Source organism: Lentzea sp. NPDC102401 (assembly GCF_044765805.1).
Classification (GTDB): Bacteria; Actinomycetota; Actinomycetes; order Mycobacteriales; family Pseudonocardiaceae; genus Lentzea; species Lentzea sokolovensis.
The window spans coordinates 742,854-766,933 of the sequence record NZ_JBIWKS010000003.1 but is presented as its reverse complement, the minus strand read 5'-3'; the positions used below and the strand labels follow the sequence as shown (position 1 = coordinate 766,933).

Genomic DNA, 24,080 nt, shown 5'->3' with positions numbered 1-24,080 from the left:
GATTTGTGACCGTCTCGTGCCGTCGCGCCAGTAACTCCTTCTGTCATTTCCCGTTGTACGCAAGGAACCCCCAGTCTTCCTGACCTGCCAACCGCGCCCTGGCAGGTCGGGTCTGGTCCGAGTGCCGCGCTGCCCCCGCAGTCTCGGACCACACGGGAAACCTGCGGACGGGGAACGCCAATCCCTGGGACGTTCCCCTCCGCAGGCCTCTCGTTTGCAAGTTCGTCGGCCCGGTCTCCCCCGCTGCGGGAGACCGGGCCGACGTGTTTCACGCGACCGGCGTCGACAGCTCGGCATCCGCCGGAAACCCTGTTCCTGCAACAGATGCAGCTATCACACCCAAACGGCCGATCGCTTCCCGCAGCACTTCGGCCGACTGCGTGTACGGCACTCGGAGCATCTGCTCGCATCCGCCGTGCACAGCCCACCTCGGACCGGGCACGAGCCGCAGGCCGTGGTTCTGCGCCATCACGGCGATCCTGGTGCTCACAGGCGCATCGAGCGTGCACCACAGGCCTAGGCCACCGGCCGGGACCTTGAAGCTCCACTGTGGACAATGTTGCGCCAGCGCCTCCACCGCGACGTCCCGCTGGGCGGCGAACTCCAGGCGCCGTTGCCGCAGCACGGGTTCCGGATCCCGCAGCAGGTCGGTCAGCACCAGCTGCTCGAACACCGGCGTACCCAGGTCGATCGCCGCCCGCGTGGACGTCAGGCGGTGCACGATCTCCGCCGATGCCCGGATCCACCCGACGCGCAACCCGCCCCAGTGCGACTTGCTCGCGGACCCCAGCGTCACCACCAGATCCCCGCCGAACGCCGCCATCGGCAACGGCATCGGTTCGTCGGTCAGCGACAGCTCGACCAGCGTCTCGTCGACGACGACCGGCGTGTGGGCCTTCCGCAGCACGGCGACGAGCTTTTCCCGCCCGGCGGAGGAGAGCAGGGCACCGGTCGGGTTCTGGAAGTCGGGGATGAGGTAGGCCAACCGGGGCCCGACCTGCCGCAACGCCGCCTCGTACGCGTCGACGTCCCAGCCGTCGTCCGTCATCGGCACCGGCACCGGAATCGCCGACGCCGCCCGCACCGCCTCCAGCGCGTTGGGATAGGTCGGCTGCTCGACCAGAACCCGGTCGCCTGGCCCGGCGAACAGCCGCAGCGTCAACGCCCACGCGTGCTGCGCTCCTGACGTGACCACGATCTGGTCCGCGGAGGTCGGCAGCCCTCTCGCGGTGTACCGATCGGCGATCACCTGGCGCAGCGCGGGCAGCCCGCGTTCGTGATAGCCGTGCGACGCCAGGTGCTCGGGCATCTGGGCCATCGCCGCGACCATCGCCTGCCGCAGTCCGGGATGTGCCGGCGGCGCGCACCGGGTCAGGTCGATCAACGTGTCGTCGCCACCCGTGATGCCGCCGCCGGCACCGACGGGACCGTTGATCCACGACCCGGACCCGCGGCGTGACTCCACGACCCCTTCGGTGCGCAGCTGGTCCAGCGCGGTGGTGATGATGGTCCGGCTCACGGGCAGCGCGTCGGTGAGCTCGCGCTCGGACGGCAGCCGCGTCCCGATGGGCAGCCGCCCGTCCGCTACCAGCAGTTTCAGCGCGGAGGCGAGATCGGCGGACCCCTGCCGGGCACCGCCACGACGCCACTCACCGAGCAGTCGAGCCAGCCGAGCACCGGATACACGTCCACCTGGTGGGAGCATGCAGCCAATTATCCTGAATTGGCTATGGATTACCAGGCCAATCGAAGCTCAGTATGGCCACATGTCCTCCATGACCGCACTCCACCAGGTCTCCGTCCGGATCTCACCCGCCCGTCGCCTTCCGCAGCTCGTCGCAGGCCTGTGGCTCTACGGCGCGAGCATGGCGATGCAGATCCGCGCGACCCTCGGCCTGAACCCGTGGGACGTGCTGCACGAGGGCCTCGCGAAACTCACCGGCCTGAGCTTCGGCCTGATCACCGCGATCACCGGCGTCCTGGTGCTGCTGGCGTGGATCCCGTTGAAGCAGAGACCGGGCATCGGCACGATCGCGAACGTCGTCCTCATCGCCGTCAGCGTCGACGTGACGCTCGCGATCCTGCCCGCGCCGCAGGGACTGCTGCCCAGGATCGTGTTCCTGACCCTGGGCATCGTGCTGAACGCCGTCGCGTTCGCCGCGTACGTCGGCTCCCGCCTCGGACCGGGCCCGCGCGACGGCCTGGTCACCGGATTCTGCCGCCGCACGGGCATTTCCCTGCGGGTCACGCGGACCGTGCTCGAACTGATCGTGCTCGGCACCGGCTGGCTGCTCGGCGGCACGGTCGGCATCGGCACGGTCCTCTACGCGCTCGGCATCGGCCCGCTCGCGCAGCTGTTCCTGCCCGCTCTCACGTGGCGCGAGCGCTCGCGGCCCGTTTGCGAATCTCCTCGTACGTGACGCCTCGCTCGGTCAGCACCTCGGCCACGATTCCCTTGTCCTGCAACAGAGCCAGCACGATGTGCTCCGCACCGAGGTAGTTGTGGCCGAGGTCGCGCGACTCGCGCAACGACTTCTCCAGCGCCTTCTTGAAGTCCGAGTCCAGTGGCATCCCGAACCACCGCCGGCGCGGACCCGGCCGCAGCACCCCGGTGCCGAGCGACTGCTCCACCGAGTCGATCACCGCGTCGACGTCGATTCCCAAGCCCCGCAACGCTTCCGCGTCGGCCTTGGTCAGCCCTCCCTTGCGCCGGTAGTCCCGGAACGCCGTCTCCAGCTCGTCGCGCGGCAGGTCGAACCCCGCCAGCACCGGCGCGTCGAGCAACGCCAGCAACAGGAACTCGACACCGACCTCCCCGGCGTGCACCTGTTCCGCGTCCCGCACCGCGGCCCTGACCGCCTCACGGGCTTCCTTCGTGAACCGCTCCGCGATCATCATCGACCCCCGTGCTTCTTGTGGACCGCCTGGCGGGACACCCCGAGTTCCGCCGCGATGTCCTGCCACGACCAGCCCTGGGCCCGCGCACTGCGGACCTGGGCGGCCTCGAGATGTTCCAGCAGTCGCCGCAACGCGCTGACGGCCCGCAACCCGACCTTCGGGTCACGATCCCCAGCCGCTGTGGCGAGATCCGTCGCTTCCGTCATGCTGTCAACGTACGTTGACAATCCGGATCCGTCAACCAAAGTTGACACGTACGGTGGAGCCGTGAAGATCGAGACTGCCGAGCAGGGGGCTCCAGGCCGAGTCACCGAGGATCGGATCAGGGTGCTGCCGAACGCCGTCGTCGTGCTCGACGGCGTGACGTCGCGAACCAGGCCACCTGACCGCAACGGCGGTTGGTACGCCTCAGAACTCTCCGGCGAACTGGCCGCGCTGATCAACGCCACCGACCCGTTGACCGACGTTCTCGCCCGAGCCATCGCGAATCTCGTCGAGAAGCACGGCCTGATCCCCGGCGACTCCCCGTCGTCCACCGCGGCGATCGTCCGCTGGAACGACGACACGATCGACGCGCTCGTCCTGTGCGACACCCCTGTTGTCGCGTTCGGACAGTCCACCCGAGTGCTCGAGGACACCAGACTCGAAGACCTCCGGCCGGACCCGGACATCCTCAGGTGGAAGAACAAGCCGGCCGGTTACTGGGTCGCGGAGGCCGATCCCGTTGCGGGACACCAGGCCCTGACCGCCTCGTGGCCCCGCGCGGAGGTCACGAATGTGATCGCTCTCACAGACGGTGTCTCCTGTGGAGTGTCCGGCTACGGGCTCTTCGCCTGGGAGGACCTCAGGCAATTGCCACTGGGCGAAGTGCTCGACCGAATCCGGGAAGCCGAGCGCGGTGATTCGGAGCACAAGCGTTGGCCTCGCTACAAAACGCACGACGACCAAGCCATCGCTCGAATCGACTTCAGCGCATAAACGAAAGAAGCCCTCGCAGCGTTCTGCGAGGGCTTCTTTCGAAGAAGGATGGCCAGGGGCGGGGTCGAACCGCCGACCTACCGCTTTTCAGGCGGTCGCTCGTACCAACTGAGCTACCTGGCCATGGAAAAGAAAAGCGACCCAGACGGGACTCGAACCCGCGACCTTCGCCGTGACAGGGCGACGCGCTAACCAACTGCGCCACTGGGCCTTGCTCTTGCTGTCGTACCTTACCGTACTTTACTGCGTGCCCCCAACGGGATTCGAACCCGCGCGACCGCCTTGAAAGGGCGGGATCCTAGGCCGCTAGATGATGGGGACTAGCTGGTCTCTGGAAGCATCGTAAGCATATGCCATAGGTCCACGCATCTCCAAAACGGGGTCCCACTTATGCGTTGACCTGCCGAAACCCCCTGCGAGCCGAGATCGAGCAGATCAACAAACGCCTGTTCAGGGCCTTCAAGGCCCTTCACGAGGTTTCAGACGCAGTTTGTGATCCAGACAACTTCCAGCCGGGAGACGTGACGCTGGGCAGCACGTGTCCCAGAACCTCGCGGATCCGCTCGGGGAAGTCCGCGCACGCCGTCGTCGCGGAGGAGATCAGCCGCGAACCCAGCGCCGCGCTGCACAACGTCCGCGCGACCGCTTCGGCATCGACGCCGGGACGCAGGTCTCCGCGTTCCGCCGCCTCGAACACGTAGGCGGCGACGAGCTTCTCCCACAGGAGGTGCGTGTTCGGGACGCCCGGATATCCGACCTCGCGGTCGGCGTTGAGCCGCACGCCGGCACGCAGCACCACGTCGGCGGCCATGCGGTCGGCCGACTCGGCGAACATCCCGTGCAGGGCGCTGAGCGGATCAAGGCCGCGCAGCCGCCACGACTCCCTCATCCGCGACCACAGCTCGCTCTGCCGTTCGACCAGGGCGTCCGCGACCGCTTCCTTCGAGGGGAAGTGGAAGTAGAACGCACCCTTGGTCAACCCGGTGCGCGCGAGCACGGCGGTCAGCGACGTGCGCTCGTAACCGAGCCGGTCGAACTCCTCCGCCGCGGCGCGGAGTATCGCCTCACGTGTCGCGTACGCCCGGTCCTGCTGGGGCATGGGTGAAGGTTAGCCGTTGCCGCAAAAGAGACCCGTGGGTATGTTTCCGGTTGCGGCCCTGCTCCGCAGACGCGCTCCGGGGGGTGCGCGCCTGGAGTCAGGGCCGCTTTCGCGTGCGCACGCCGTCACCGTTGCGCCGGTGGCAGCCCGCCGTCCTCGCCCGGTGACAGGCCCAGCATGTCCAGCAGCATCCGGCAGTCCTCGGCACCCAGCGCGCCGCGCGCGACCGCGAGCCTGGCCCGGTGAACCTGATCGTCGGAGATCCGCGAGGGTTCTCCGCTCCGCTGGGCCGGCACGTTCGGCCCGCCCTGTCGCGACATGCTGTCGTCCTGTGTGAACAGGAACTTCCGCACTTCCAGTGACCCGCTCATTGCACCCTCCCCGACTTGAGGTGTGGCGCGAGGCTAAGCGACCTGGGACAACGGCCGCAGCCCCCCGCAGAGTGATTCCACCGCCACCCAGCGTTACTTTCTGTACTGGTGCGTTGTGTGCATCAGGGGAACGGGCCAGTGGATGATGGACCGATGACCGACCCCACGCCGGAGCCTTCCCCCGATGCAGAGGGCCAAAACGCGTCTCAGCCACCGCCCGACGTCGACCAGGAAGCGATCTTCAAGGCGCTCAGCGGCATCGACCTGAACACGATCGAGGCCGACATCGAGTCCGCGTTCGGTTCGAGGATGGCCGAGCTCGACAAGATGCTCGAAGGCCTCGACGACCTGGTCAACAAGATCGAGAGCGATCTCCACCACCTGGACCAGCCCAAACCCGAGAGTCCTCAGTAAATCCCTTACCCCAGGGGGGTATAGACTCAGAGCCCCGTACAGAGAAAGGGCTCTCATGTCCGTCACTGCCACCTACACCGTCACCGGCATGACCTGCGGCCACTGCGTCAGCTCCGTCACCGAGGAGCTGACCGAGGTCTCCGGCGTCACGGGCGTCGACGTCGTCCTCGAGACCGGCGCCGTGACCGTCACCAGCGACCGCGAACTCGGCCGTGACGAGGTCGTCGCCGCCGTGACCGAGGCCGGGTACGAGGTCGTCTGATGACCACGACCGAGCCTCGTCACGTCGAGCTCGCCATCAGCGGCATGACGTGCGCTTCCTGTGCGAACCGCATCGAACGCAAGCTGAACAAGCTCGACGGCGTCTCCGCCACTGTGAACTACGCGACCGAGAAGGCCAGCGTTCAGTTCCCGGACGGCCTGCGCGTGGACGACCTGGTGTCGACCGTGCGCGCGGCGGGCTACGACGCCGAGGAGCCCCAGCCGGAGGCTCCCGAGGTGGACGAGGCCGGTGAGCTGCGGCTGAGGGTCACCCTCGCCGCGGTGCTCGGCGTGCCGGTGATCGCGTTCTCGATGGTCCCGGCGTGGCAGTTCCCCACTTGGCAGTGGGTGTCGCTGGCGTTGGCGAGCGTGGTCGTGTGGGTGTGCGGCTGGCCGTTCCACCGTGCGGCCGCCGTCAACGCACGGCACGGCGCCAGCACCATGGACACCCTCGTGTCGATGGGCGTCACGGTCTCGTACCTCTGGTCGCTCTACGCGCTGGTGTTCGGCGAGGCCGGGACGATCGGGATGCGGCACGAGTTCAGCCTGCTGCCGCGCCCCACCACCTCCGGTGACATCTACCTGGAGGTCGCGGTCGGCGTGACCGTGTTCCTGCTGCTCGGGCGCTGGCTGGAGGCCCGGTCGAAGCGCAGCGCGGGCGCGGCCCTGCGGTCGTTGCTCGCGCTCGGCGCCAAGGACGTGGCGGTGCTGCGCGACGGGGTGGAGACCCGCGTGCCGATCGGTCAGCTCCAGGCCGGCGAACGGTTCGTGGTCCGTCCGGGTGAGCGCATCGCCACTGACGGCCTAGTGGTCGAGGGCAGTTCGGCCGTGGACAGGTCGATGGTCACCGGGGAATCGGTGCCGGTCGAGGTCGGCACGGGCGATTCCGTGGTCGGCGGGACGGTCAACGCCGGCGGCCGGCTGGTCGTCGAGGCCCTGAGCGTCGGCGCGGACACGCAACTCGCGCGGATGGCCAAGCTGGTCGAGCAGGCCCAGGCGGGCAAGGCGCAGGTGCAACGACTGGCGGACCGGGTGTCGTCCGTCTTCGTGCCGGTCGTCGTGCTGATCGCCCTGGTGTCGTTCGGGGCGTGGCTGCTCGCCGGCCGTCCGCTGGAGTTCGCGGTGACGACGGCGGTGGCCGTGCTCGTGATCGCGTGCCCGTGCGCGCTGGGGCTGGCGACGCCGACGGCGTTGCTTGTGGGCACCGGGCGCGGCGCTCAGCTCGGGATCCTGGTGAAGGGACCCGAGGTGCTCGAGTCGACCCGGCGCGTGGACACCGTCGTGCTGGACAAGACCGGCACGGTCACGACCGGGCGCCTGACGCTGGTCGACGTGATCCCCGCGGACGGCGCGGCACGCGACGAGGTGCTGCGGTTCGCGGCGGCCGTCGAGAACGCGTCCGAACATCCGATCGGCGCGGCGATCGTCCGCGAGGTCGACGACGTTCCGCCGGTGTCGGACTTCGTGTCCACGGACGGCGTGGGCGTCAGCGGAGTGGTCGAAGGTCGACGCGTCGTCGTCGGCCGGGTGCGGAATGTTGTCCTTTCACAGGAAATGACCGAGGCCCTGGTTGCTCACACAACTCGGACTGTTGTCGCGGTTTCCTTTGATGACAAGGTTGTCGGCGCCATCGTCGTGTCGGACGTCGTGAAACCCACGTCCGCACAAGCGATTGCGGAACTCAAGGGGCTCGGCCTGCGCCCGGTGTTGCTGACCGGCGACAACGCCGCGGTGGCCGCCGAGGTCGCGGCCGAGGTGGGCATCGACGAGGTCATCGCCGACGTGCTGCCCTCCGGCAAAGTCGAAGCAGTCCGGAATCTCCAGGCACAGGGCCGAGTTGTGGCCATGGTCGGCGACGGCGTGAACGACGCGCCGGCACTCGCGGCCGCGGATCTGGGGCTGGCCATGGGAACCGGGACCGACGTCGCGATCGAGGCGAGCGACCTGACGCTGGTGCGCGGCGACCTGCGCGTGGCGGCGGACGCCATTCGGTTGTCCCGCAAGACCTTGGGCACCATCAAGGGGAATCTTTTCTGGGCGTTCGCCTACAACGTCGCTGGACTTCCGCTCGCGGCACTGGGTCTGCTGAACCCCATGATCGCGGGCGCCGCGATGGCCTTCAGCAGCGTGTTCGTTGTTACCAACAGCTTGCGACTGCGGGGTTTCCGTCCATCGGCAGCATAAGAATCTCGTGGGGAACACTCCCCAACCGACGCGTGCGCATGCAACAATCCAAAAGCTGACACACCCCCGGTCAGCGCCTGTGGAGATCCCCTCCGGCCCCCGCGTTCCTCCCCCTGGCGCGGGGGCCTCTCCGCGTCCGGGGACGCTCGTCGGAGATCCACTCTGAGTAGAAGCCATTTACACCTTGGGGTGACCCGGCTCACAGGGGTTTGGCTTCCGTGACCGAGCCGTTATCGTGTCCCGGTGCCCATTGGATCCCTCGGACGCTCCAAGTCCGGCCGTCACCGCCCCGCGGACGAACCGCAGCAACCGGAGACGTCGCACGACGAAGAGCTGACCTCTTACCTGGCCGCCCTAGCCCCGGACGCGGACAACGAGACCACCGCGTCGGGCTTCGGCAGCGCGCAGGTGTACCAGCTGAGGCTGCAACTCATGGCGAACGAGCAGCTCAAGGAGCTCGCCGCCGAGCGCCAGACCTCCCCGCAGGCTCTCGCCACGGAGTGGGTCATGCAGCGCCTGGAGTGGGAAGCGCGCCAGCGCGGCCACTAGCCCAGACACGACGAAGAAGGACCCTCGACCGAGCCCGGTCGAGGGTCCTTCTCACTTACGACTCAACTGCGGCGTGTTGCAGATCTGATCAGACCGCGCGGACGTTCTGGGCCTGCGGACCCTTGGTGCCCTGGCCGACCTCGAACTCCACTCGCTGGTTCTCCTCCAGGGTGCGGAAACCCTGACCCTGGATCTCCGAGTAGTGGACGAAGACGTCAGCGCCGCCGTTGTCCTGGGCGATGAAACCAAAGCCCTTCTCGGAGTTGAACCACTTGACAGTGCCCTGTGCCATGTACCTGCCTCCATCGCAGGAAAGCTTGGGGCTGCACCGTGCAACCCCGGCCGTCCCGGGGGCGTTCGGCAAACTCGCTGAGAGCGCACCGCACGCCCGCGTGTCGTTCCGCGAGCGTGTGAAGCACGAACACAGAAACCACGGCCTGCGCGGGTCAGCCTAACGTGTGATTGGTCATAGCACTACAGGTCATTACTGGCCAGTTGTGTGCCTCAATAGGGGGAAACCCGCTGGTCCGGGTGGGTGATCGCAATTTCCCGAGCAACGTGTTCCACGGCCGCGCGTCCTCTTCAGCGTTGGACGAGGGGATCTTGGGGGGACGCGTGTTCCGGCCGTTGGTTTTGGCTCTACTACTGGGATTGACCGCCTGCGGCGCCGCGCCCGAGGGTGCGCCCGGGGCTGGTTCGCCGGCCACTGCTCCGGCTGCGGAGCAGAAGGCAAAGGCAGCACTGACCGTGACGCCGGCCTCGGGCGAGGGGATCAGCCCGGCCGGACCATTCCAGGTCGGAATGACCGGTGGCGCGCTGACCGCCGTCGCGCTCACCGGCGCCGACGGCCGGGTGGTGAAGGGGGAACTCACCGCCGGACAGTGGGTCGCCACCGAGGATCTGGGCTACGACAAGGCCTACACGTGGTCGGGGTCGGGCAAGGGCGAGGACGGGGCCGACGTCCCGGTCACCGGATCGTTCCGCACGATCAAGCCGCAGCGACTCACCAGCGCGTCGCTCAACGTCGGCGACCACCAGACGTACGGCATCGCGATGCCCGTCAAGGTGACCTTCAGTTCGCCGGTGCAGGACAAGGCCTCCGTGCAGAAAGCCATGACGGTCACGACTTCCGTGCCGACCGAGGGGGCGTGGGCGTGGCTCTCCGACACCGAGGCGCACTGGCGTCCGCGTGAGTACTGGAAGCCGAACACCGACGTCTCCGTCAACGTCGACGTCTACGGCGTGCCGTTCGGCGGCGGCGCGTTCGGTGCCTCCGACGTGCACGTGCAGTTCAAGATCGCCGACCGGGCGCTGGTGGCCAAGGCGAACACCCAGACCAAGCGGTTCGAGATCTACCGCGACGGCGTGCTGCTGCACGACTTCCCCGCGTCGTACGGGATGGAGAGCGACAAGCGGGCCGAGACCAGGGGCGGCATCCACGTGGTGCAGCAGAAGGAAGCCGCGCGGAAGATGACCAACCCGACGTTCGGTTACAAGGACGTCCCGGTCACCTGGGCCGTGCTGATCTCGCAGAACGGCGAGTTCGTGCATGAGAACAACGGCACGATCCCGTCTCAGGGCAAGAAGAACGTCTCCCACGGGTGCGCGAACCTGTCCGGCCAGAACGCGAAGATCTTCTACGACCTGACGATGCTCGGTGACCCGGTCGAGGTCGCCGGTTCGTCCCAGCCGTTGCAGGCGTCGGACGGCGACTACTACGACTGGGCGTTCGACTGGGCCACTTGGACGTCGAAGTCCGCTGCTACTTCCTAGGACTTCTCGGTGATCTGCGGTGGCTGCGGGATCTCGTAACCCGACGGACCGACGTTGCGTTCGAGAGCCCGCTTCCACTCGCCGCTCGAAATCATCTTCTCGATGGCGTCGTTGACGGCGTCGCGCGACTTGGCGTCACCCTTCGGCACACCGATGCCGTAGCGCTCCTTGGAGAACGTCTTGCCGACGAGCTTGAGCAGTTCGGGGTTCTCCGCGGCGAACCCGGCGAGGATGACCTCGTCGGTCGAGACGGCGTCGACGTTGCCCGCCATGAGAGCGATCACGCAGTCGGAGTACTGGCCGTACTCGACGAGCTGCACGTTCTTGGAGTAGTCCGACTTCACCTTCTGCGCGGAGGTGGAACCCTTGACCGAGCACAGCTTGCGGCCGTTGAGCGTCTCCGGGCCCTGGACGTCCTGCTCGGAGTAGCGCACCAGCATGCCCTGGCCCGTCTCGAAGTACGGGCCGGCGAAGGCGACCTTCTCCTTGCGGGCGTCGGTGATCGAGTACGAGGCGATGATCAGGTCGGCCTCGCCGTTCTCCAGCATCGACTCGCGGGCGGCGCCGCGGGCCTCCTTGAACGTGATGCCGGTGTCCTTCACGCCGAGCTCGTTCGCCACGTACTTGGCGACGTCGACGTCGAAGCCGACGTACCGGCCGTCGAGACGCCGCTCGCTCAGGCCCGGCTGGTCGTAGCGGATGCCGATGGTCAGCTTCCCGGAGTCGGCACGTCCGATGACTGTGCTGCTGTCACCGCTCCCACAGGCGGTGGCGAGCACCGCAACGGCGATCAGGAGCGCGGCACGACGGATCACGACAGGCCTTCCGGGGGTGTTGTGGATTCGTGCGCAATGCTACGGACCTGCGGCGATGATCGACTGTGATGTATGACAACTACGGAAGCCTCGCTTTGCTGGGTGTCACATGCCTGCCCTGCCGCTCGATCGCGCGCCTGAGATGGCCGGGCGGAGCCAGCCTTCTGATCTTGCCCGGCACCATAAGCGCAGTTCGGCGCATCATTCGCAGCCACCGATCGGCATGGAGGTAGGGCTCGCGGCCGTGTAGTTCGAGCGCCCACTCGGGTAGTACCGAATACGCCAGGTGGCCCACCAGAACCCGGTACACCGGCAGGCCGTGACGGAGCCATCCTTGCACCGGAGGGCCGTGCAAGAAGTCGTAGATCACATCAGAATCGGTCGTTCGACGCAGAAACGGACGTGTCTGGTCGAAGTATTCGGCCATCTCACGCCTGGATCCCGGTACTTCATCCGGGTGCAATCCGACCAAAGCGGCCGCAGATCGTTGTTCGGCGTAGTAGAGGTCCTTCTGCCTCCCGGACAGCCCGTATCCCGCGCGGTCGAGCACTGTTTCGAAGCAGGAAACCTCCGAGCAATGAACCCAGAGCAGCAGTTCGGGCTCGTCGACGCGGAACGTCCTGCCGTCGACGACACCGCGCAGGCTGCGGTGCGTGGCCCGCACCCGTGCCGCCGCGGTGGCGATCTCCTCGTCGGTGCCGTAGACGCCGAGGTCGACGAAATCCGCCGTGCGCCTGAGCCTGCCGAGCGGATCTGCCTGGAAGTTCGAGTTCTGCACGACACCCGCGACCGCCCCGGGGTGCAGTGCTTGCAGGTAGAGGCTCGCGATACCGGCGATCCACATCGTCGGATCCGCGTGCAGCTGCCAGCTGACGGAGTTCGGATCGGGCATGCGGACATCGTCCCGTCTCGCCAGGATGAAGACCATGGAACTGGACCAGGCACGGGAAGTGCTCCGCAGCCAGCATCGCGCGGTGTTCTGCGCGGTGAAATCCGACGGCACGCCGTCCATGTCACCGGTGCTCGTCGCGTTGGACGACAACGGTGACGTGCTCGTCTCCACGCGAGCCACCGCCTACAAGACGAAACAGGTCCAGCGCGATCCGCACGTCTCGTTGTGCGTGCTGCCGGACAGCTTCTTCGGACGCTGGATCCAGATCAACGGCACCGCGACGGTCGTGCCGTTGCCCGAGGCGATGGACCTGCTGGTCGAGTACTACCGGACGATCTCCGGCGAGCACTCCGACTGGAACGACTACCGGGCGGCGATGGAACGTGAGCAGCGCGTGATCCTGCGGATCTCGCTGACCAGCGCGGGGCCGGACAGGACGGGCTGATTTCCCGATCCCGTAACACCGTTAGCGGGCACAACGATTCCACGGGGACGGCGGCTACCGGGCAGGCGGAACCTGGGGAGCGAGAAGCGATGACTGGTGTCAGACGCCGCGGCTACTTCACAGCCGCGGTCGCGGTGATGGGCGCTGCCCTCGTCGCGGCCTTGTTCACGACGCCCCCGGACAAGCCCGTCGACATCCGCCTCGTGGCTCCGCCGCCCGTGCCGCCCGAGGTCATCACCGCGACCGCCACGACCACCGTCTCCGTCATCGGTGCCGATCGGCCGCCGCCTCCGCCGCCACCACCCCCTGGCGTCAACCCGCCGCCCCGGCACCGGCCCGACCACCGGCCGCCGCCCCCTCCGCCTGGCCAGGGAGCACCCCAGGCCAACCTGTTCGACCTGCTGCGCTGCGACTCGAAGCTGCTCGGCGACGAGTTGAAGCGCTGCATGGAATGGCCGATGAGCGACGAGTTCTGCGATCTCCTGAAGAAGTACCACCTGCAACCGGTCGACCTGCGCGGGCCGGACGGCAAGCCGTTGGAGCTGAACTGCGACAAACCTAGGCCTTGAGCTCCCTGAGCCTCGCGAGGTTCGCTTCCGCCAGCGAGCCGAGCAACTGGGCCTCGCCGAGGTAGTGGTCGTCGATCAACGCCTCGACCTCGGCGTCGTTCATCGCCGGCACGATCCTCGCCGCCATCCTGATCATGTTGCGATAGCTGCCCTGCAACAGGAACGGCTGCCCGGACGGGTCCGCGGCGGAAGCGATGTAGGCCTGGTTGACCTTGAGCACGACCTGCTGGATCCGTTGCAGCTTCCGGACCACCGACAGCATTCGCTCCAGCTCGACGGTCTCGTGGTCGTGCCGGACGCTCTCGCCGTTCGCCAAGCGCACCAACGGTTCCACGTCGACGCCACCCAGGGTCGGGTTCGAACCGGACGCGTTCTCCAGGTAGCTCAACGCGAACAGCGCGTCGCGGCCGGACAGCACGTCACCGAGGTTCCACACGTCCGCGCGGTTCGCGAGCATGTCCGGGACGCGGAACGCGCGGCCGGTCTCGGTGTACGGGTTGCCGGCCATCGACACCGCGAAGCGCTTGCCCCGCAGGTCGAACGTGCGCGCCTCGCCGTCCCAGACGCCGTCCACCCGTCGTTGGGCGTCGCAGAGCGAGATGAACTTCTGCAGCAGCTCGGGTGAGGTGTGCTGGATGTCGTCGAGGTGCAGGAGAACGTTGCTGCCCAGGGCGAACGCGAAGTTGATCCGCTCGACCTCCTGACGCGCGGTGGCGTTCGGTGCCTCCTCAGGGTCGAGCGAAGTGACGCCGGTGCCCAGCGCCGGGCCGTTGACCTTGACGAACACCATGCCCAGGCGGTTCGCGACGTACTCCATGAGCGTCGTCTTGCCGTAGCCGGGCGGGGAGATCAGCATCAGCAGGCCGGTGCCGTCGTTGAGCTGCTTGCTGAGGTTGTCGCCGATCAACGGCAGGTAGACCTCGTTCAGCAACCTGTTGCGCACGAAGGTGTTGAGCACCGCGGGCCTGTAGTCGTCGAGCCTGAGCCTGCGGCGTTCCTCGGCCAGCAACTCGTCGCGCTGGCGCTGGTAGGCGCGGAACGCGGGCACCTGCTCGGCGTTGAACGTCCTGAGCCTGGTCAGGGTCTCGTCCAGACGCAGGTCCATCGACTGGTCGTGCACGCGGGGGTGCGTGCCGAGCAGGCCGGTGACGGTCTCGGTCAGCGACGCGCTGGAGTCGTAGCGCGGCAGGTCGGTGAGCAGGATCGCGACGACCTCGGGGAACTCCGGGCAGTCCTCGTCCTTGAGGAACGCACTGAGCCACGCCTCGATCAGGTCGCGGTCGTGGAGTTCCTCGGTGACGACCGCGCGGAACCGGTCGATCACCGCACGGGCGGCCTTGCTGGTGACGAATCCCCTGGGCTCGCAGGCGAGTTCCTCGAACAGGTACTCGGCGCTGAGGTCCTCGAGCCCGAACTGCTTCGTGAGCTCCGGAATTCCGTGCGTGCCACCGAAGATCGTGCGGGCGCGGGCCAGCGACTCGGCCTTGCGCGTCCACACCGCGCGTTGGTCCTCTGGCTGTTCGGACCAGAAGATCTGTGCCTTGGCCCGGGCCTGCGGCGGGTACCGGAGCAGGCCGGCGCCGGCGTGGAGTCGTTGCAGGACAGCGAGGATCTTCTCGGCGTCGTGGTCGTGGACGCCCTTCTCGTAGCCCTCGTCGTAGCGTTCCGCCGCCGCGTTCGCGACGTCGGTGCGGCCTTCGGCGAGCAGGCATCCGGCGAGGTGTTCGGACCGGTAGACGTCCTGCGTCTCGGAGACCAGCAGCTGGTCCCAGAACGCGGTGGTCTTCCCGAACTCCGCGTCGGTGACCTCGCTGCGGTAGTCGGTGCCGGTGACCGCGTAGTAGAGGCGGCCGTCGCGGGGCACCAGGGTGAGGTTCATCGGCTCGGTCGTCACCGGGAAGCGATGACGACCGAGCACGATCGACGCGCCGTCGTAGAGATCGGCTCGGTCACGCAGTGCCCGGCCTCCCTCTTGCCGGGCATCGCGCAGACTCGCGTCGAGCTCATCTGCCCGCACGTCACCGAGTTCTCTGAGTTGCTCGGCGACCGTGCGGACCTTGGCGACCATCGGGTCGCCGGCGAAGTACGTGTTGATCTCGTCGGTCGAGGTCAGCTTCCCGACGCGACGGCGGATCGTACCGAGCACCCGTTCCGCCGACTGCACGAGCCGGTCGGCCTTGCGCGCGCGTTCGTCGAGCAGCGTCTGCTTGCGGGCGGAGAAGGCCTCGTAGACGTCCGTGCGTTTGGCACCGACCTGGGCGAGGAAGTCGTCGAACTCGCCGAACCGCGACTCCAGGTTCTCCAGCTGCAGCAACAGCCTTCCGAGCTGGTCGTCGCAGCGTTGCGGGGTGTCCGCGACCGACAGCGCGCCGGTGATGGCCTGGCCGAGCAGCGCGAACTCCGCGGCGAACTCGGCGCGGCCCTCGGCGTTCGCGAGCTGGGCGCGCCGGCCGTCCACAGTGGCCCGTGCGCGGTTGACCGCGGCCAGCACCTCGCCGATGCTCGCGAGGATCTGCGTGCGGGTCGTCGTGTCGGCGGCGTCGAGCGTGCTGACGACCTCCGTCAGCACCTCCAGCCCGGTCTGCTGCTGCGCGAGGCGTTCGCGCAACGGCTTCGCCTCGGCCGCGGTCTTCAGCTCCGCGGCCGCGATCTGGTCGATCTCCTCGTGGTACTGGGAGAACGCGCCCTCACCGCTGAGGAACGCGACCGCTCGGCGTGCCGACGCGCCGAGTTCCTCGACCAGTTCGGCCTCGCGGCGGTCGATCTCTTCGAGGTCGACGTACTTGAGGTCCTTGAGGGTGATCAGCCGGCCCTGGGCGGACCGCAGATCTGCCAGCAGCCGCACCCACTCGTCAGCGCTGCGCGGTGCGGCCGACCTGGCGAGCCGGACGAGACTCGCCAGCTTCTCGCCAGCGGTGTGGAGCTGCTGTGCGGCGTGCTCGGTGAGCGTGCGAACGGCCTCGAACTCGTCCAGCACCTGCTCTGCCGTGGCGCGCACGGCCTGGACGTCCTGCTTGAGGCCCAGTTCGTCGAGCCAGAACACGCCGTCGATCACCCTGGTGCACAGGGCGATCAGGCCCTCGAACACCGGTGCGCTCGGCGTCATCCCGGCGCTCATCCTGGTGATGGACAGGCAGTCCGAGATGCCGCGGACGAGGTCGGCGTTGCCGATGCGGGCGAGCGGGCCCGCCTGGTCCGGCAGCACCTCGTCCTGCACGAACGGCGTGCGCCACACCTGCATCGGGTGCACGCGCGCGGCCTCGGAGCTCGTCTCGCGGAAGACCACGAGCGTGCCGTCGGCGAAGAGCGAGTAGCCGTGGCAGGTGATGGGTGTCGCGACTTCCTTGCGGATCACGTTGTAGGGCAACAGGAGACTGCGGCCCTCGCGGCGGGCGTGGAAGACGTACAGCACGTCCTCGCCGTTCGCGGACCGGACGACCCGCTCGAACTCCAGCTCGTCGGTGTCGACGTCGAACGTCTTGTCCGCGCCCGTGACGAGGTAGTAGCCGCCGGGGAAGATGATCCCCTGGTCCTCCGGCAGGCGCTGGCAGGCCTGGCCGATGCCGTCGAGCCTGGTGACCTCCTTGGTGCGGGTGTTGAACACCAGGTGCCGCCACGCCGTTTCCTTGTACGGCAGGATCTTGAGGAGGATCAACGGGCCGACGCGGGCGTAGTGGATCTCGGCGTCCGCGAGGCTCTGCAACGGCTCGTCGACGGGCTCTTCGTAGACGCCCTCGCCCGACTCGGTGTTGTCCTCGATCTTGACGGTCAGCGTGCCGCCGACCGTCTCGACGAAGACCTCGTTGTCGATCGCGATGTGCGGGTGCCGGCCCAGCACGTGCTGCTCGCGGGTCGTCTCGACCCACGTGAAGTCGTGCGAGGGCGGGAAGACGTGGTCCCGGTCGCCGCGGTTGTCGACGTATGTGACGGTGCCGTCGACCTTGACGTCCCAGCGCAGGACGCGGAGGTCCTCGATCTGCTCGCCGGTCTGGAACACGGCGAGCAGCCGCGACTCGACCGTGCGCAACTGGAGCAGCCGCGTTTCCCGGTAGTACCGGTACAGCTCGGCGAAGTCGTTGCGGAACCTCGGGTCCTGCAGGAACTCCGCCTCGACCGTGGCGAAGTCCCTGCCGTGCGCCGCGAAGACGTCGTTGACCGTCGTCTCGGGCTTGAGGCCCATGAAGACGTTGTAGCCGAACAGCATCACGTCGCCGAGCGCGACGATGTCACGCGGCACGCAGTTGTTCTTGGTGCGAATGCGTTCGGTGGCAACGAGTTCGAGGGCTGTGCTGCCGAACGTCTCGACGCGCCGGTCGTTCAGCGCCTCGGTGCTGCGGGCGAGCTGAGCGGCCTGGTCGGCAAGTCTTGCCCGCAGCACTTCGTATGTTCCGGCGTCCAGTCCAGAAGGGTCGGACACTGTCATGCGTTCTGGCCGTTGTTCTTGGCCATCTGGGTCAGCGCGATCGCCGCGGCGATGTTCTGCGCGTCACCCGTGGTGAACGAGCTGAGGATCTTGGTCAGGTCCTCCGGGAAGTTCGCCGACCCGTCCATCCACTTCGAGCCCAGCGCCTGCACCACGTCGGAGCCGCCGACGAAGCCGTCGACCTGCTTGCCCGCGGTGATCGAGCTGGCGATCCGGTCGAAGAACATCGTGTCGCCACCGATGATGTCGATGTCGGCCTTCTCCAGACCGGCCGCGAGCACCATGGCCTGAGCCTCGGCGATCTCGCGCTGCACGTCGATGCCCCTGAGCCGGATCTCCTTCTCCGCCTCGAGACGCAGTCGGTACTCCTCGTGCTCGCGGGTCGCGGTGTCGAGCGCGGCCATCGCCTCCGCCTTGTGCGACAGACCTTCCGCCTCGCCCTTGAGGCGTTCCTTGATGCCCTCGGCGTCGGCGAGTGCCTTCTCGCGGTCGACCACGGCCTCGGCGAGGCCGAACGCCTCGGACGCGGCGGCGTCGCGTTCCTTGACCAGCGCGTCCGCCAGGCCCTTGGCCGCGGCCTCTGCCTGCGCGCCCTCCGCGAGACGGATCTTGGAACGGGTGTCCAGCTCGGCGGCCTTGTTGCGGGCCTCGGCGAGCACGACCTCCTCGCGGGCCTTGTGCTGCGCCGACTGCTCGGCGGCCTCGGCGGCCTTGATGTCCTTGACCAGCGACTCCTGCGCCTCGGCCTCGGCGCGGATGATGATCTGCTGACGGTCGCGCTCGGCTTCCTCGACCGCACGCAGGCGCTTGATGTTCTCCTCCTGCTCGGCCACCGTCTTCTCGACGGCGACCCGCTCGCGCACCAGGTCGGCGATCGCGCGGCGCTCGTGCTCCAGTTCCTTGTCCTTCTCGATCATGCGCAGCGACGTCTCGCGTTCGCGGGCGATGACCTCCAGCAGGCGGTCCTTCTCGATGCGTTCGGTCTCGACGGCGATCACGCGCTCGCGGTTCTTCTCGGCGACGGCGATCTCGCGGGCCTTGTTCTCGGTCTGGATGCCGAGCTGTTCCTCGGTGCGGATGAAGGCGGTGTTGGCCTTGAGGCGTTCCTCGGCCTGCACCTTCTGCGTCTCCGCCTCCTGCTGTGCGCGGGCGGTCTCGATCGCGCGCTTCTGCTTGATCTCCGCGTCGGCCTGGCGCCGTTCGAGTTCGAGGATCGCCTCACGCGCGCTGACGTTCTGGCGCGTGATCTCCTTCTCCTCGTTGCGGGTGAACTCGTTGGTCTTGACGTGCTCGATCGCGGTCAGTTCGGTGATCTTGCGGATGCCCTGCGCGTCCAGGATGTTCGCCGGGTCGAGCTGCTTGAGCGGCGTCTGCTCCAGGTAGTCGATGGCCGCGTCCTCGAGGCTGTAGCCGTTGAGGTCGGTGCCGATGACCTGCACGATCCGGTCGCGGAACTCGTCGCGGTGGGTGTAGAGGTCGACGAAGTCGAGCTGCTTGCCGACGGTCTTGAGCGCCTCGGAGAACTTGGCGTTGAACAGCTCCTGCAGCGTCTGCTCGTGGCTCGCCCGCTCGGTGCCGATCGCCTGCGCGACCTTGATGACGTCCTCGACGGTCTTGTTGACCCGCACGAAGAACGTGATGCGGATGTCCGCGCGGATGTTGTCCCTGCAGATCAGGCCCTCGTTGCCGGCCCTGCGGATCTCGATGGTCTTCACCGAGATGTCCATCGTCTCGCACCTGTGCAGCACAGGCAGCACAACGGTTCCCGTGAACGTCACGTCGACCTTGCGCATCTTCGAGACGATCAGAGCCTTGCCCTGCTCGCACTTCTTGAACAATCTGCTCAGCGTGATCAGTGCCAGGATCAGCACCAAAGCGATCACGGCGATCAGCACGATCAGCCCCGTGGAGATCGCACCCATGTCAGCCCCCTGTGGTGATGTCCACGACCCAGAAGAACTCGCCCTCTGCGTCGTAGTCGAAGATCAACGCGGTCTGGCCCGCCTTGAGATCGGTGCTCTGCGCCGCTCGCACCTGAACGACCGCCGTACCGCCGTCGTCGGCGGTCACCTCGGCCTGCCCGTACCGCTCGGTGACCCTGGTCGTCCTGACGATCGCGGTGCGACCCACGAAGTCGTTGCGGGACGCCGGTTTCTCCGGTTTCGTCCAATTCCTGACCGGGATGAGAAGGATCTTCGTGACGAGTGCGCCCACGAGCAGCGCCCCGGCGAGGACGGCGTACCGGAGCGAGCCCTCGGGCGTGAGCACCGTGCCGACCAGCGCGGCGAACCACGTGATCACGACGAACATCGAGATGGAGATCGGCATCACCGGGGCGTCGAAGTCCAGGCCAACCAACGCCACCGTGAGCCAGTAGGCCAGCACTATCAGCAACAGAAAGCTGAACACCACGGTCGGAAACGCCAGCGCGGCAGCCAGGAACTCGGTCATCATCGCCCCCCTTCTCGTCATTCTGATGCGCGAAGTGCCTGTTCCGTTGCACTTTCGGGAATGATCGACGCAAATCGATGGTTGGCCCGGTCATGGACATCGGGGTGCAGGGGCTCAACGTCGGCGACCACGCCGGACCGGACGAGACGCGGCGGCTCGCCCAACTGGCCGAATCGCTCGGCTATCGATCGTGGTGGGCGTCCGACCACGTGGTGCTGCCGTCGCCGCGGGTCGACCCGTCACCGTCCGAACCGGACGCCGTGATCGTGGATCCGCTGGCCCACCTGGCTTATGTGGCGGCGGTCACGTCCACGCTGGAGCTCGCGACCGGCATCGTGATCCTGCCGCAGCGCAACCCGCTGGTGCTCGCGAAGCAGGTGGCGTCGCTGGACCTGCTCAGCGGCGGCCGGTTCACGCTCGGCGTCGGAGCGGGCTACCTCGAACCGGAGATGACCGCGGTCGGGGTGTCGTTCGACGACCGCGGCGCGCGGACCGACGAGTACCTGGACGCGATGGACCAGCTCTGGCACGCGCCCTCGCCGGCGTTCGAGGGCAGGTTCGTGTCGTTCTCGGGGGTGGACGCGCATCCGCGGCCGTCCAACGTGCGCGTGGTCGTGGGCGGGCACAGCCCTTCGGCGTTCCGGCGGGCCGTGACCCGTGCGCAGGGGTGGTTCGGCATCGGGACGCCCGACGACATCCGCGGCCACCTGGCCCGGTTCCCCTCACGCCCCGCCGAGTTCCGGATCAGCGTGTCCGCGCAGGTGCCGCTGACGGCGTCCGTGGTGCGGGAGTACGAGGACCTGGGCGTGGACGAGCTGGTGATCTACCCGCCGATGTTCGACGGCACCGTGGACGAGGTGCTGCGGCGGAACGCCGAGTTCACCGGCTAGCCTCGGACGTCGTGATCCCCGTCGTCGTGCTCGCCGGCTTCCTCGGTTCCGGCAAGACCACCCTGCTCAACCACCTGCTGCGCACGTCCGGCGGCACGCGGATCGGCGTCGTGGTGAACGACTTCGGGCAGATCAACATCGACGCGTTCTCGGTCTCGGCCCAGGTCGACTCGATGGTGTCGCTGTCGAACGGCTGCCTGTGCTGCGCGGTCGACGGCACCGAGCTCGACGACATGCTGACCCGGCTGGCCGCGGCGGACCTGGACGTCATCGTGATCGAGGCGTCCGGGCTCGCCGAGCCCGCGGCCATGGTCCGGATGGTGTTGCAGGCGCCGGGAGTGTCCTACGGCGGGCTGATCTACGTGGCCGACGCGGTGGAGCTCGATGCCGTGCCTCACCTGGAACGCGATCTCGCGATGGCCGATCTGGTGGTGCTGAACAAGGTCGACCGGGTTTCCTCGTTGCCTACGCTGCCTTGTTCGGCGCCGGTGCTTCCGGTTTCCTACGGGCAGATCGATCCGGCGCTGCTGTTCGAGGTGCGGCCGTCGGACCTGGGGCCGCGGCAGCTGTCGTTCGACGACCTGGAGGACCACTCCACGCACGCGCACGCCTCGTATGACAGCGTGTCCTTCGAGTACGCGGATCCGTTGCACCCCAAGCTTTTCATGGACTTCCTGGGCGCCCGGCCGGAGGGGTTGTTCCGCGCCAAGGGTTTCGTGCGGTTCCCGCTCGGCACGTTCATGCTGCAGACCGTCGGCGCGTACGTCTCGTTCACGCCGGTCGACGACGCCCCGACGCAGCTGGTGCTGATCGGGGCGGGCATCGATCCGGAAGCGCTGACGGACTGGTTGCTGGCGTGCGTGGCGGACGAACCGGTGACCGAGCAGGACATGCTCTGGGTCCTCCGGTACGCCCGCTGACGTCACTTCTTGCAGAGTGCGGTGTCGATCACGTCGAACACCTGCTGGAACTTCTTCGCCGGGTCGTCGCCGAACGTGCCGGGCAGCGCGGTGAGCGTGACCGCCGCGCTCTTGCCGCTGTCGGTCGCACCGCCCAGTGACGCCCAGCCGTGAATCGACCCGCCGTGCCCCCACCAGATCCCGCCGCAGCTGAGCTTGGTGCTCTCCAGCCCGAGGCCGTAGGCGCTCTTCTCGTCGACGGTGACGGCCTTGCGCATCTCGTCGAGCTGCGCCTTCTTGAGCAGTCCGCCCTGCATGAGCGTCTTGAAGAACTTGGCGACGTCGGCGGGCGTGGAGACCATCGCGCCGGACGCCCACGCGGCGGACGTCTCGATCTCCGTCGCGTTGACCACCTCCGACTTCGGGTCGAGCAGGTCGCTCAGCGCGTAGGCCTGGGCGTGGCGGCCGCGGATGCGTTGCTCGCCCTGGCCCGGCCAGTACGTGTCCTTGAGGCCCGCCTTGGTGATCACCTGGTGGATCGCCTCGCCGACCGGGCGTCCGGTGACCTTCTGGATGAGCAGCCCGGCGACGACGTAGTTCGTGTTGCTGTACTCGTACTTCTCGCCCGGCTGGAAACTCGGCTGCTTGGCCAGCGCGACGTCCAGCAGGTCGTGCGGCGCGAAGTACCTGTCCCGGATGTCGGCGATCTTCGGGACCCCGACGTCGAGCACGTAGTCCGGCAGTCCACTGGTGTGCTGCAGGACCTGGCGCACGGTGATGCGGCCGTCCTTGATGTGCGGCACGTACTTGTTCGCGGGCCCGTCCAGCTCGACCTTGTTGTCGGCGACGAGCTGGAGCGTCGCGACCGCCACGAACGACTTGGTGATGCTCCCGATGCGCACCTGCCCGTTGACCGGCGCGTTGCCCCGCGCGAGGTCGTGCCCGTTCACATGCGCCTCGACACCGGGCGTGCCGTCCTTGACGATCTGGTCGAGTTGCTGGGGGACGAGGAGAGTCAGCGCCGTGAGCGCCGCGACCGCGATCACTTGGCACCACACAGAGCAGCGTCCACAGTGGCCAGAACAGCGTCGTGGGCCTTCGCGCCTTCCTCGGGCGTGTCCTGGAAAGTACCCGGCAACGCCGTCACAGCAACGGAGAACGCCCTGCCGCTGTCAGTGACCCCGCCCCGCGTCTCGTAACCGTGGATGTCGCCACCGTGACCCCACGACCGTCCACCACAGGACAGCGGCGCACTGGCGATGCCAAGCCCGTACTCGACGCCCGGCCACATCTCACCGGCGGTGTCGACGGTCTTCTTCATCTCGTCCAACTGCGCCTTCTTGACGAGATCACCCTTCAGCAGACCGCGGTAGAAGGTGTTGAGGTCCTTGGTGGTGGAGATGATCTGGCCGGCCGCCCAGCCCCAGCTCGGATCGAGCTCCGTGACGTCCTCGATCCCGTTGCCGGTCCTGGCATACCCGTGCGGGTGCTTGCCCTTGATGGTCTCGTCACCGACGCCGGGCCAGTAGGTGTCGTTGAGGTTCAGCTTCCGCACGATGCGCTGGTCGACGTTCTCCGCGACCGGACGCCCGGTGGTCTTCTGGATCAACAGGCCGAGCAGCACGTAGTTCGTGTTGCTGTACTTGAACTTCGCACCCGGCTCGTTGGTGATCGGGTTCGCGTTCGCGATGTCCAGCAACTCGCGCGGCTCGAGGTACCGGTGCCGCACCTCCTCGAACTTCTCCAGCCCCATGTAGTTCGTGTAGTTCGCGAGCCCGCTGGTGTGGTTGAGCAACTGCCGGACCGTGATCCGGTCGTCCTTGATCGCGCCGGGCAGGTAGTGGTTGATCGGCTTGTCGAGCTCGACCTTCCCTTCACCGACGAGCTGCATGACCACAGTGGCGACGAACGCCTTGGTGTTGGACCCGGCCCGCACCTGCCCGTTCTTGGGAACAGGCGTCCGCTTGTTCAACTCGGACGTACCCGAGGTGTAGGCGCTCGTCCGGCCGTTGGCCTCGGTGACCGTCGCCAGCGCCGCCGGGAACTCGTGCTGCTTCGTGAGCCCGTCGAGCTGCTTCTGCACGTCACTTGCCGGCGCGGCCATCGCCGTTCCGGTGAACAACATGGCCGCTGCCAGCACTCCTACCAGCGTCTTCTTCATCCTGCGCC

Annotated in this window: 24 protein-coding genes and 3 tRNA genes; 11 read left to right on the top strand and 16 right to left on the bottom strand. The window is 67.5% G+C overall.

Annotated features, from left to right (window positions below):
• Positions 1–268: 268 nt before the first annotated feature.
• The gene (locus ACIRG5_RS14480; RefSeq protein WP_402904732.1) at positions 269–1,705 is read right to left on the bottom strand and encodes a PLP-dependent aminotransferase family protein; all 1,437 of its coding nucleotides are present in this window, start codon (positions 1,703–1,705) and stop codon (positions 269–271) included.
• A 61-nt stretch (positions 1,706–1,766) separates the two neighbouring features.
• Here ACIRG5_RS14480 and ACIRG5_RS14475 point away from each other — a divergent pair, with 61 nt between their 5' ends.
• Positions 1,767–2,420: a YitT family protein gene (locus ACIRG5_RS14475; RefSeq protein WP_402904730.1), complete on the top strand. Its 654-nt coding sequence runs from the start codon at positions 1,767–1,769 to the stop codon at positions 2,418–2,420.
• Here ACIRG5_RS14475 and ACIRG5_RS14470 read toward each other — a convergent pair.
• Both ACIRG5_RS14470 and ACIRG5_RS14465 read right to left on the bottom strand, forming a co-directional pair.
• Complete coding sequence (locus tag ACIRG5_RS14470; RefSeq protein ID WP_402904729.1) at positions 2,371–2,898, bottom strand: Clp protease N-terminal domain-containing protein; 528 nt, start codon at positions 2,896–2,898, stop codon at positions 2,371–2,373. The genes ACIRG5_RS14475 and ACIRG5_RS14470 overlap by 50 nt on opposite strands.
• Positions 2,895–3,104, bottom strand: a complete 210-nt coding sequence (locus ACIRG5_RS14465; RefSeq protein ID WP_030473166.1) for a helix-turn-helix domain-containing protein — start codon at positions 3,102–3,104, stop codon at positions 2,895–2,897. Before ACIRG5_RS14465 ends, ACIRG5_RS14470 begins: the two co-directional genes overlap by 4 nt.
• 61 nt (positions 3,105–3,165) lie before the next feature.
• Between ACIRG5_RS14465 and ACIRG5_RS14460 the strand changes: the two genes are divergently transcribed.
• Entirely contained in the window at positions 3,166–3,876 is a 711-nt protein-coding gene (locus ACIRG5_RS14460; RefSeq protein WP_402904727.1) for a hypothetical protein, read from the top strand.
• Between the two features lie 49 nt (positions 3,877–3,925).
• Here ACIRG5_RS14460 and ACIRG5_RS14455 read toward each other — a convergent pair.
• The 5 genes from ACIRG5_RS14455 to ACIRG5_RS14435 form a co-directional block, all read right to left on the bottom strand.
• Positions 3,926–3,999 (bottom strand) — tRNA-Phe (locus tag ACIRG5_RS14455).
• Positions 4,000–4,013: 14 nt separating this feature from the next.
• A tRNA-Asp gene (locus ACIRG5_RS14450) sits at positions 4,014–4,087 on the bottom strand.
• A gap of 37 nt (positions 4,088–4,124) precedes the next feature.
• Positions 4,125–4,197 (bottom strand) — tRNA-Glu (locus ACIRG5_RS14445).
• A 148-nt stretch (positions 4,198–4,345) separates the two neighbouring features.
• The gene (locus ACIRG5_RS14440; protein ID WP_402904725.1) at positions 4,346–4,975 is read right to left on the bottom strand and encodes a ScbR family autoregulator-binding transcription factor; all 630 of its coding nucleotides are present in this window, start codon (positions 4,973–4,975) and stop codon (positions 4,346–4,348) included.
• 125 nt (positions 4,976–5,100) lie between these two features.
• Entirely contained in the window at positions 5,101–5,346 is a 246-nt protein-coding gene (locus tag ACIRG5_RS14435) for a hypothetical protein (RefSeq protein WP_402904723.1), read from the bottom strand.
• Between the two features lie 153 nt (positions 5,347–5,499).
• Between ACIRG5_RS14435 and ACIRG5_RS14430 the strand changes: the two genes are divergently transcribed.
• The 4 genes from ACIRG5_RS14430 (at position 5,500) to ACIRG5_RS14415 (ending at position 8,754) form a co-directional block, all read left to right on the top strand.
• Positions 5,500–5,760, top strand: coding sequence for a hypothetical protein (locus tag ACIRG5_RS14430; protein WP_402904722.1), 261 nt, complete (start codon positions 5,500–5,502; stop codon positions 5,758–5,760).
• A 55-nt stretch (positions 5,761–5,815) separates the two neighbouring features.
• Entirely contained in the window at positions 5,816–6,022 is a 207-nt protein-coding gene (locus ACIRG5_RS14425) for a heavy-metal-associated domain-containing protein (RefSeq protein WP_402904720.1), read from the top strand.
• A complete protein-coding gene (locus tag ACIRG5_RS14420; RefSeq protein ID WP_402904718.1) occupies positions 6,022–8,205 on the top strand; it encodes a heavy metal translocating P-type ATPase in 2,184 nt (727 codons plus the stop codon). The genes ACIRG5_RS14425 and ACIRG5_RS14420 overlap by 1 nt, the downstream gene beginning before the upstream one ends.
• Positions 8,206–8,448: 243 nt before the next feature.
• Positions 8,449–8,754 (top strand): hypothetical protein, encoded by a 306-nt coding sequence (locus ACIRG5_RS14415; protein WP_030477904.1) that lies wholly within the window; start codon positions 8,449–8,451, stop codon positions 8,752–8,754.
• A gap of 88 nt (positions 8,755–8,842) precedes the next feature.
• On the opposite strand, the gene ACIRG5_RS14410 is transcribed toward ACIRG5_RS14415, so the two are convergent.
• Positions 8,843–9,046 carry a cold-shock protein gene (locus ACIRG5_RS14410; RefSeq protein WP_030477903.1) on the bottom strand — a complete coding sequence of 68 codons (204 nt, stop codon included), beginning with the start codon at positions 9,044–9,046 and terminating at the stop codon, positions 8,843–8,845.
• Between the two features lie 455 nt (positions 9,047–9,501).
• Between ACIRG5_RS14410 and ACIRG5_RS14405 the strand changes: the two genes are divergently transcribed.
• Positions 9,502–10,527: an Ig-like domain-containing protein gene (locus ACIRG5_RS14405; protein WP_402904715.1), complete on the top strand. Its 1,026-nt coding sequence runs from the start codon at positions 9,502–9,504 to the stop codon at positions 10,525–10,527.
• Here the strand turns inward: ACIRG5_RS14405 and ACIRG5_RS14400 are convergent.
• Together ACIRG5_RS14400 and ACIRG5_RS14395 are read right to left on the bottom strand one after the other, a co-directional pair.
• Positions 10,524–11,339, bottom strand: a complete 816-nt coding sequence (locus ACIRG5_RS14400) for a glutamate ABC transporter substrate-binding protein (RefSeq protein ID WP_402904940.1) — start codon at positions 11,337–11,339, stop codon at positions 10,524–10,526. The two genes, ACIRG5_RS14405 and ACIRG5_RS14400, sit on opposite strands and share 4 nt — an antisense overlap.
• An 82-nt stretch (positions 11,340–11,421) precedes the next feature.
• Positions 11,422–12,234, bottom strand: a complete 813-nt coding sequence (locus tag ACIRG5_RS14395; protein WP_402904713.1) for an oxygenase MpaB family protein — start codon at positions 12,232–12,234, stop codon at positions 11,422–11,424.
• Between the two features lie 34 nt (positions 12,235–12,268).
• Here ACIRG5_RS14395 and ACIRG5_RS14390 point away from each other — a divergent pair, with 34 nt between their 5' ends.
• Both ACIRG5_RS14390 and ACIRG5_RS14385 read left to right on the top strand, forming a co-directional pair.
• Entirely contained in the window at positions 12,269–12,679 is a 411-nt protein-coding gene (locus ACIRG5_RS14390) for a PPOX class F420-dependent oxidoreductase (protein WP_402904712.1), read from the top strand.
• 89 nt (positions 12,680–12,768) lie between these two features.
• A complete protein-coding gene (locus ACIRG5_RS14385) occupies positions 12,769–13,248 on the top strand; it encodes a hypothetical protein (RefSeq protein ID WP_402904710.1) in 480 nt (159 codons plus the stop codon).
• On the opposite strand, the gene ACIRG5_RS14380 is transcribed toward ACIRG5_RS14385, so the two are convergent.
• Genes ACIRG5_RS14380 through ACIRG5_RS14370 form a run of 3 tightly spaced genes read right to left on the bottom strand, consistent with a single transcriptional unit; the run spans position 13,238 to position 20,122 of the window.
• The gene (locus ACIRG5_RS14380; protein WP_402904708.1) at positions 13,238–17,671 is read right to left on the bottom strand and encodes a DNA repair ATPase; all 4,434 of its coding nucleotides are present in this window, start codon (positions 17,669–17,671) and stop codon (positions 13,238–13,240) included. The genes ACIRG5_RS14385 and ACIRG5_RS14380 overlap by 11 nt on opposite strands.
• Positions 17,668–19,593, bottom strand: coding sequence for a flotillin family protein (locus tag ACIRG5_RS14375; RefSeq protein ID WP_402904706.1), 1,926 nt, complete (start codon positions 19,591–19,593; stop codon positions 17,668–17,670). The genes ACIRG5_RS14380 and ACIRG5_RS14375 overlap by 4 nt, the downstream gene beginning before the upstream one ends.
• A gap of 1 nt (position 19,594) precedes the next feature.
• Positions 19,595–20,122: a hypothetical protein gene (locus ACIRG5_RS14370; protein WP_402904704.1), complete on the bottom strand. Its 528-nt coding sequence runs from the start codon at positions 20,120–20,122 to the stop codon at positions 19,595–19,597.
• Positions 20,123–20,214: 92 nt separating this feature from the next.
• Between ACIRG5_RS14370 and ACIRG5_RS14365 the strand changes: the two genes are divergently transcribed.
• Entirely contained in the window at positions 20,215–21,012 is a 798-nt protein-coding gene (locus tag ACIRG5_RS14365; RefSeq protein ID WP_402904703.1) for an LLM class F420-dependent oxidoreductase, read from the top strand.
• An 11-nt stretch (positions 21,013–21,023) separates the two neighbouring features.
• Positions 21,024–21,932: a CobW family GTP-binding protein gene (locus ACIRG5_RS14360; protein ID WP_402904701.1), complete on the top strand. Its 909-nt coding sequence runs from the start codon at positions 21,024–21,026 to the stop codon at positions 21,930–21,932.
• A 2-nt stretch (positions 21,933–21,934) separates the two neighbouring features.
• Here the strand turns inward: ACIRG5_RS14360 and ACIRG5_RS14355 are convergent, their stop codons facing one another.
• Positions 21,935–22,957: a serine hydrolase domain-containing protein gene (locus tag ACIRG5_RS14355; RefSeq protein ID WP_402904699.1), complete on the bottom strand. Its 1,023-nt coding sequence runs from the start codon at positions 22,955–22,957 to the stop codon at positions 21,935–21,937.
• Complete coding sequence (locus ACIRG5_RS14350) at positions 22,954–24,072, bottom strand: serine hydrolase domain-containing protein (RefSeq protein WP_402904698.1); 1,119 nt, start codon at positions 24,070–24,072, stop codon at positions 22,954–22,956. Before ACIRG5_RS14350 ends, ACIRG5_RS14355 begins: the two co-directional genes overlap by 4 nt.
• Positions 24,073–24,080: the final 8 nt, after the last annotated feature.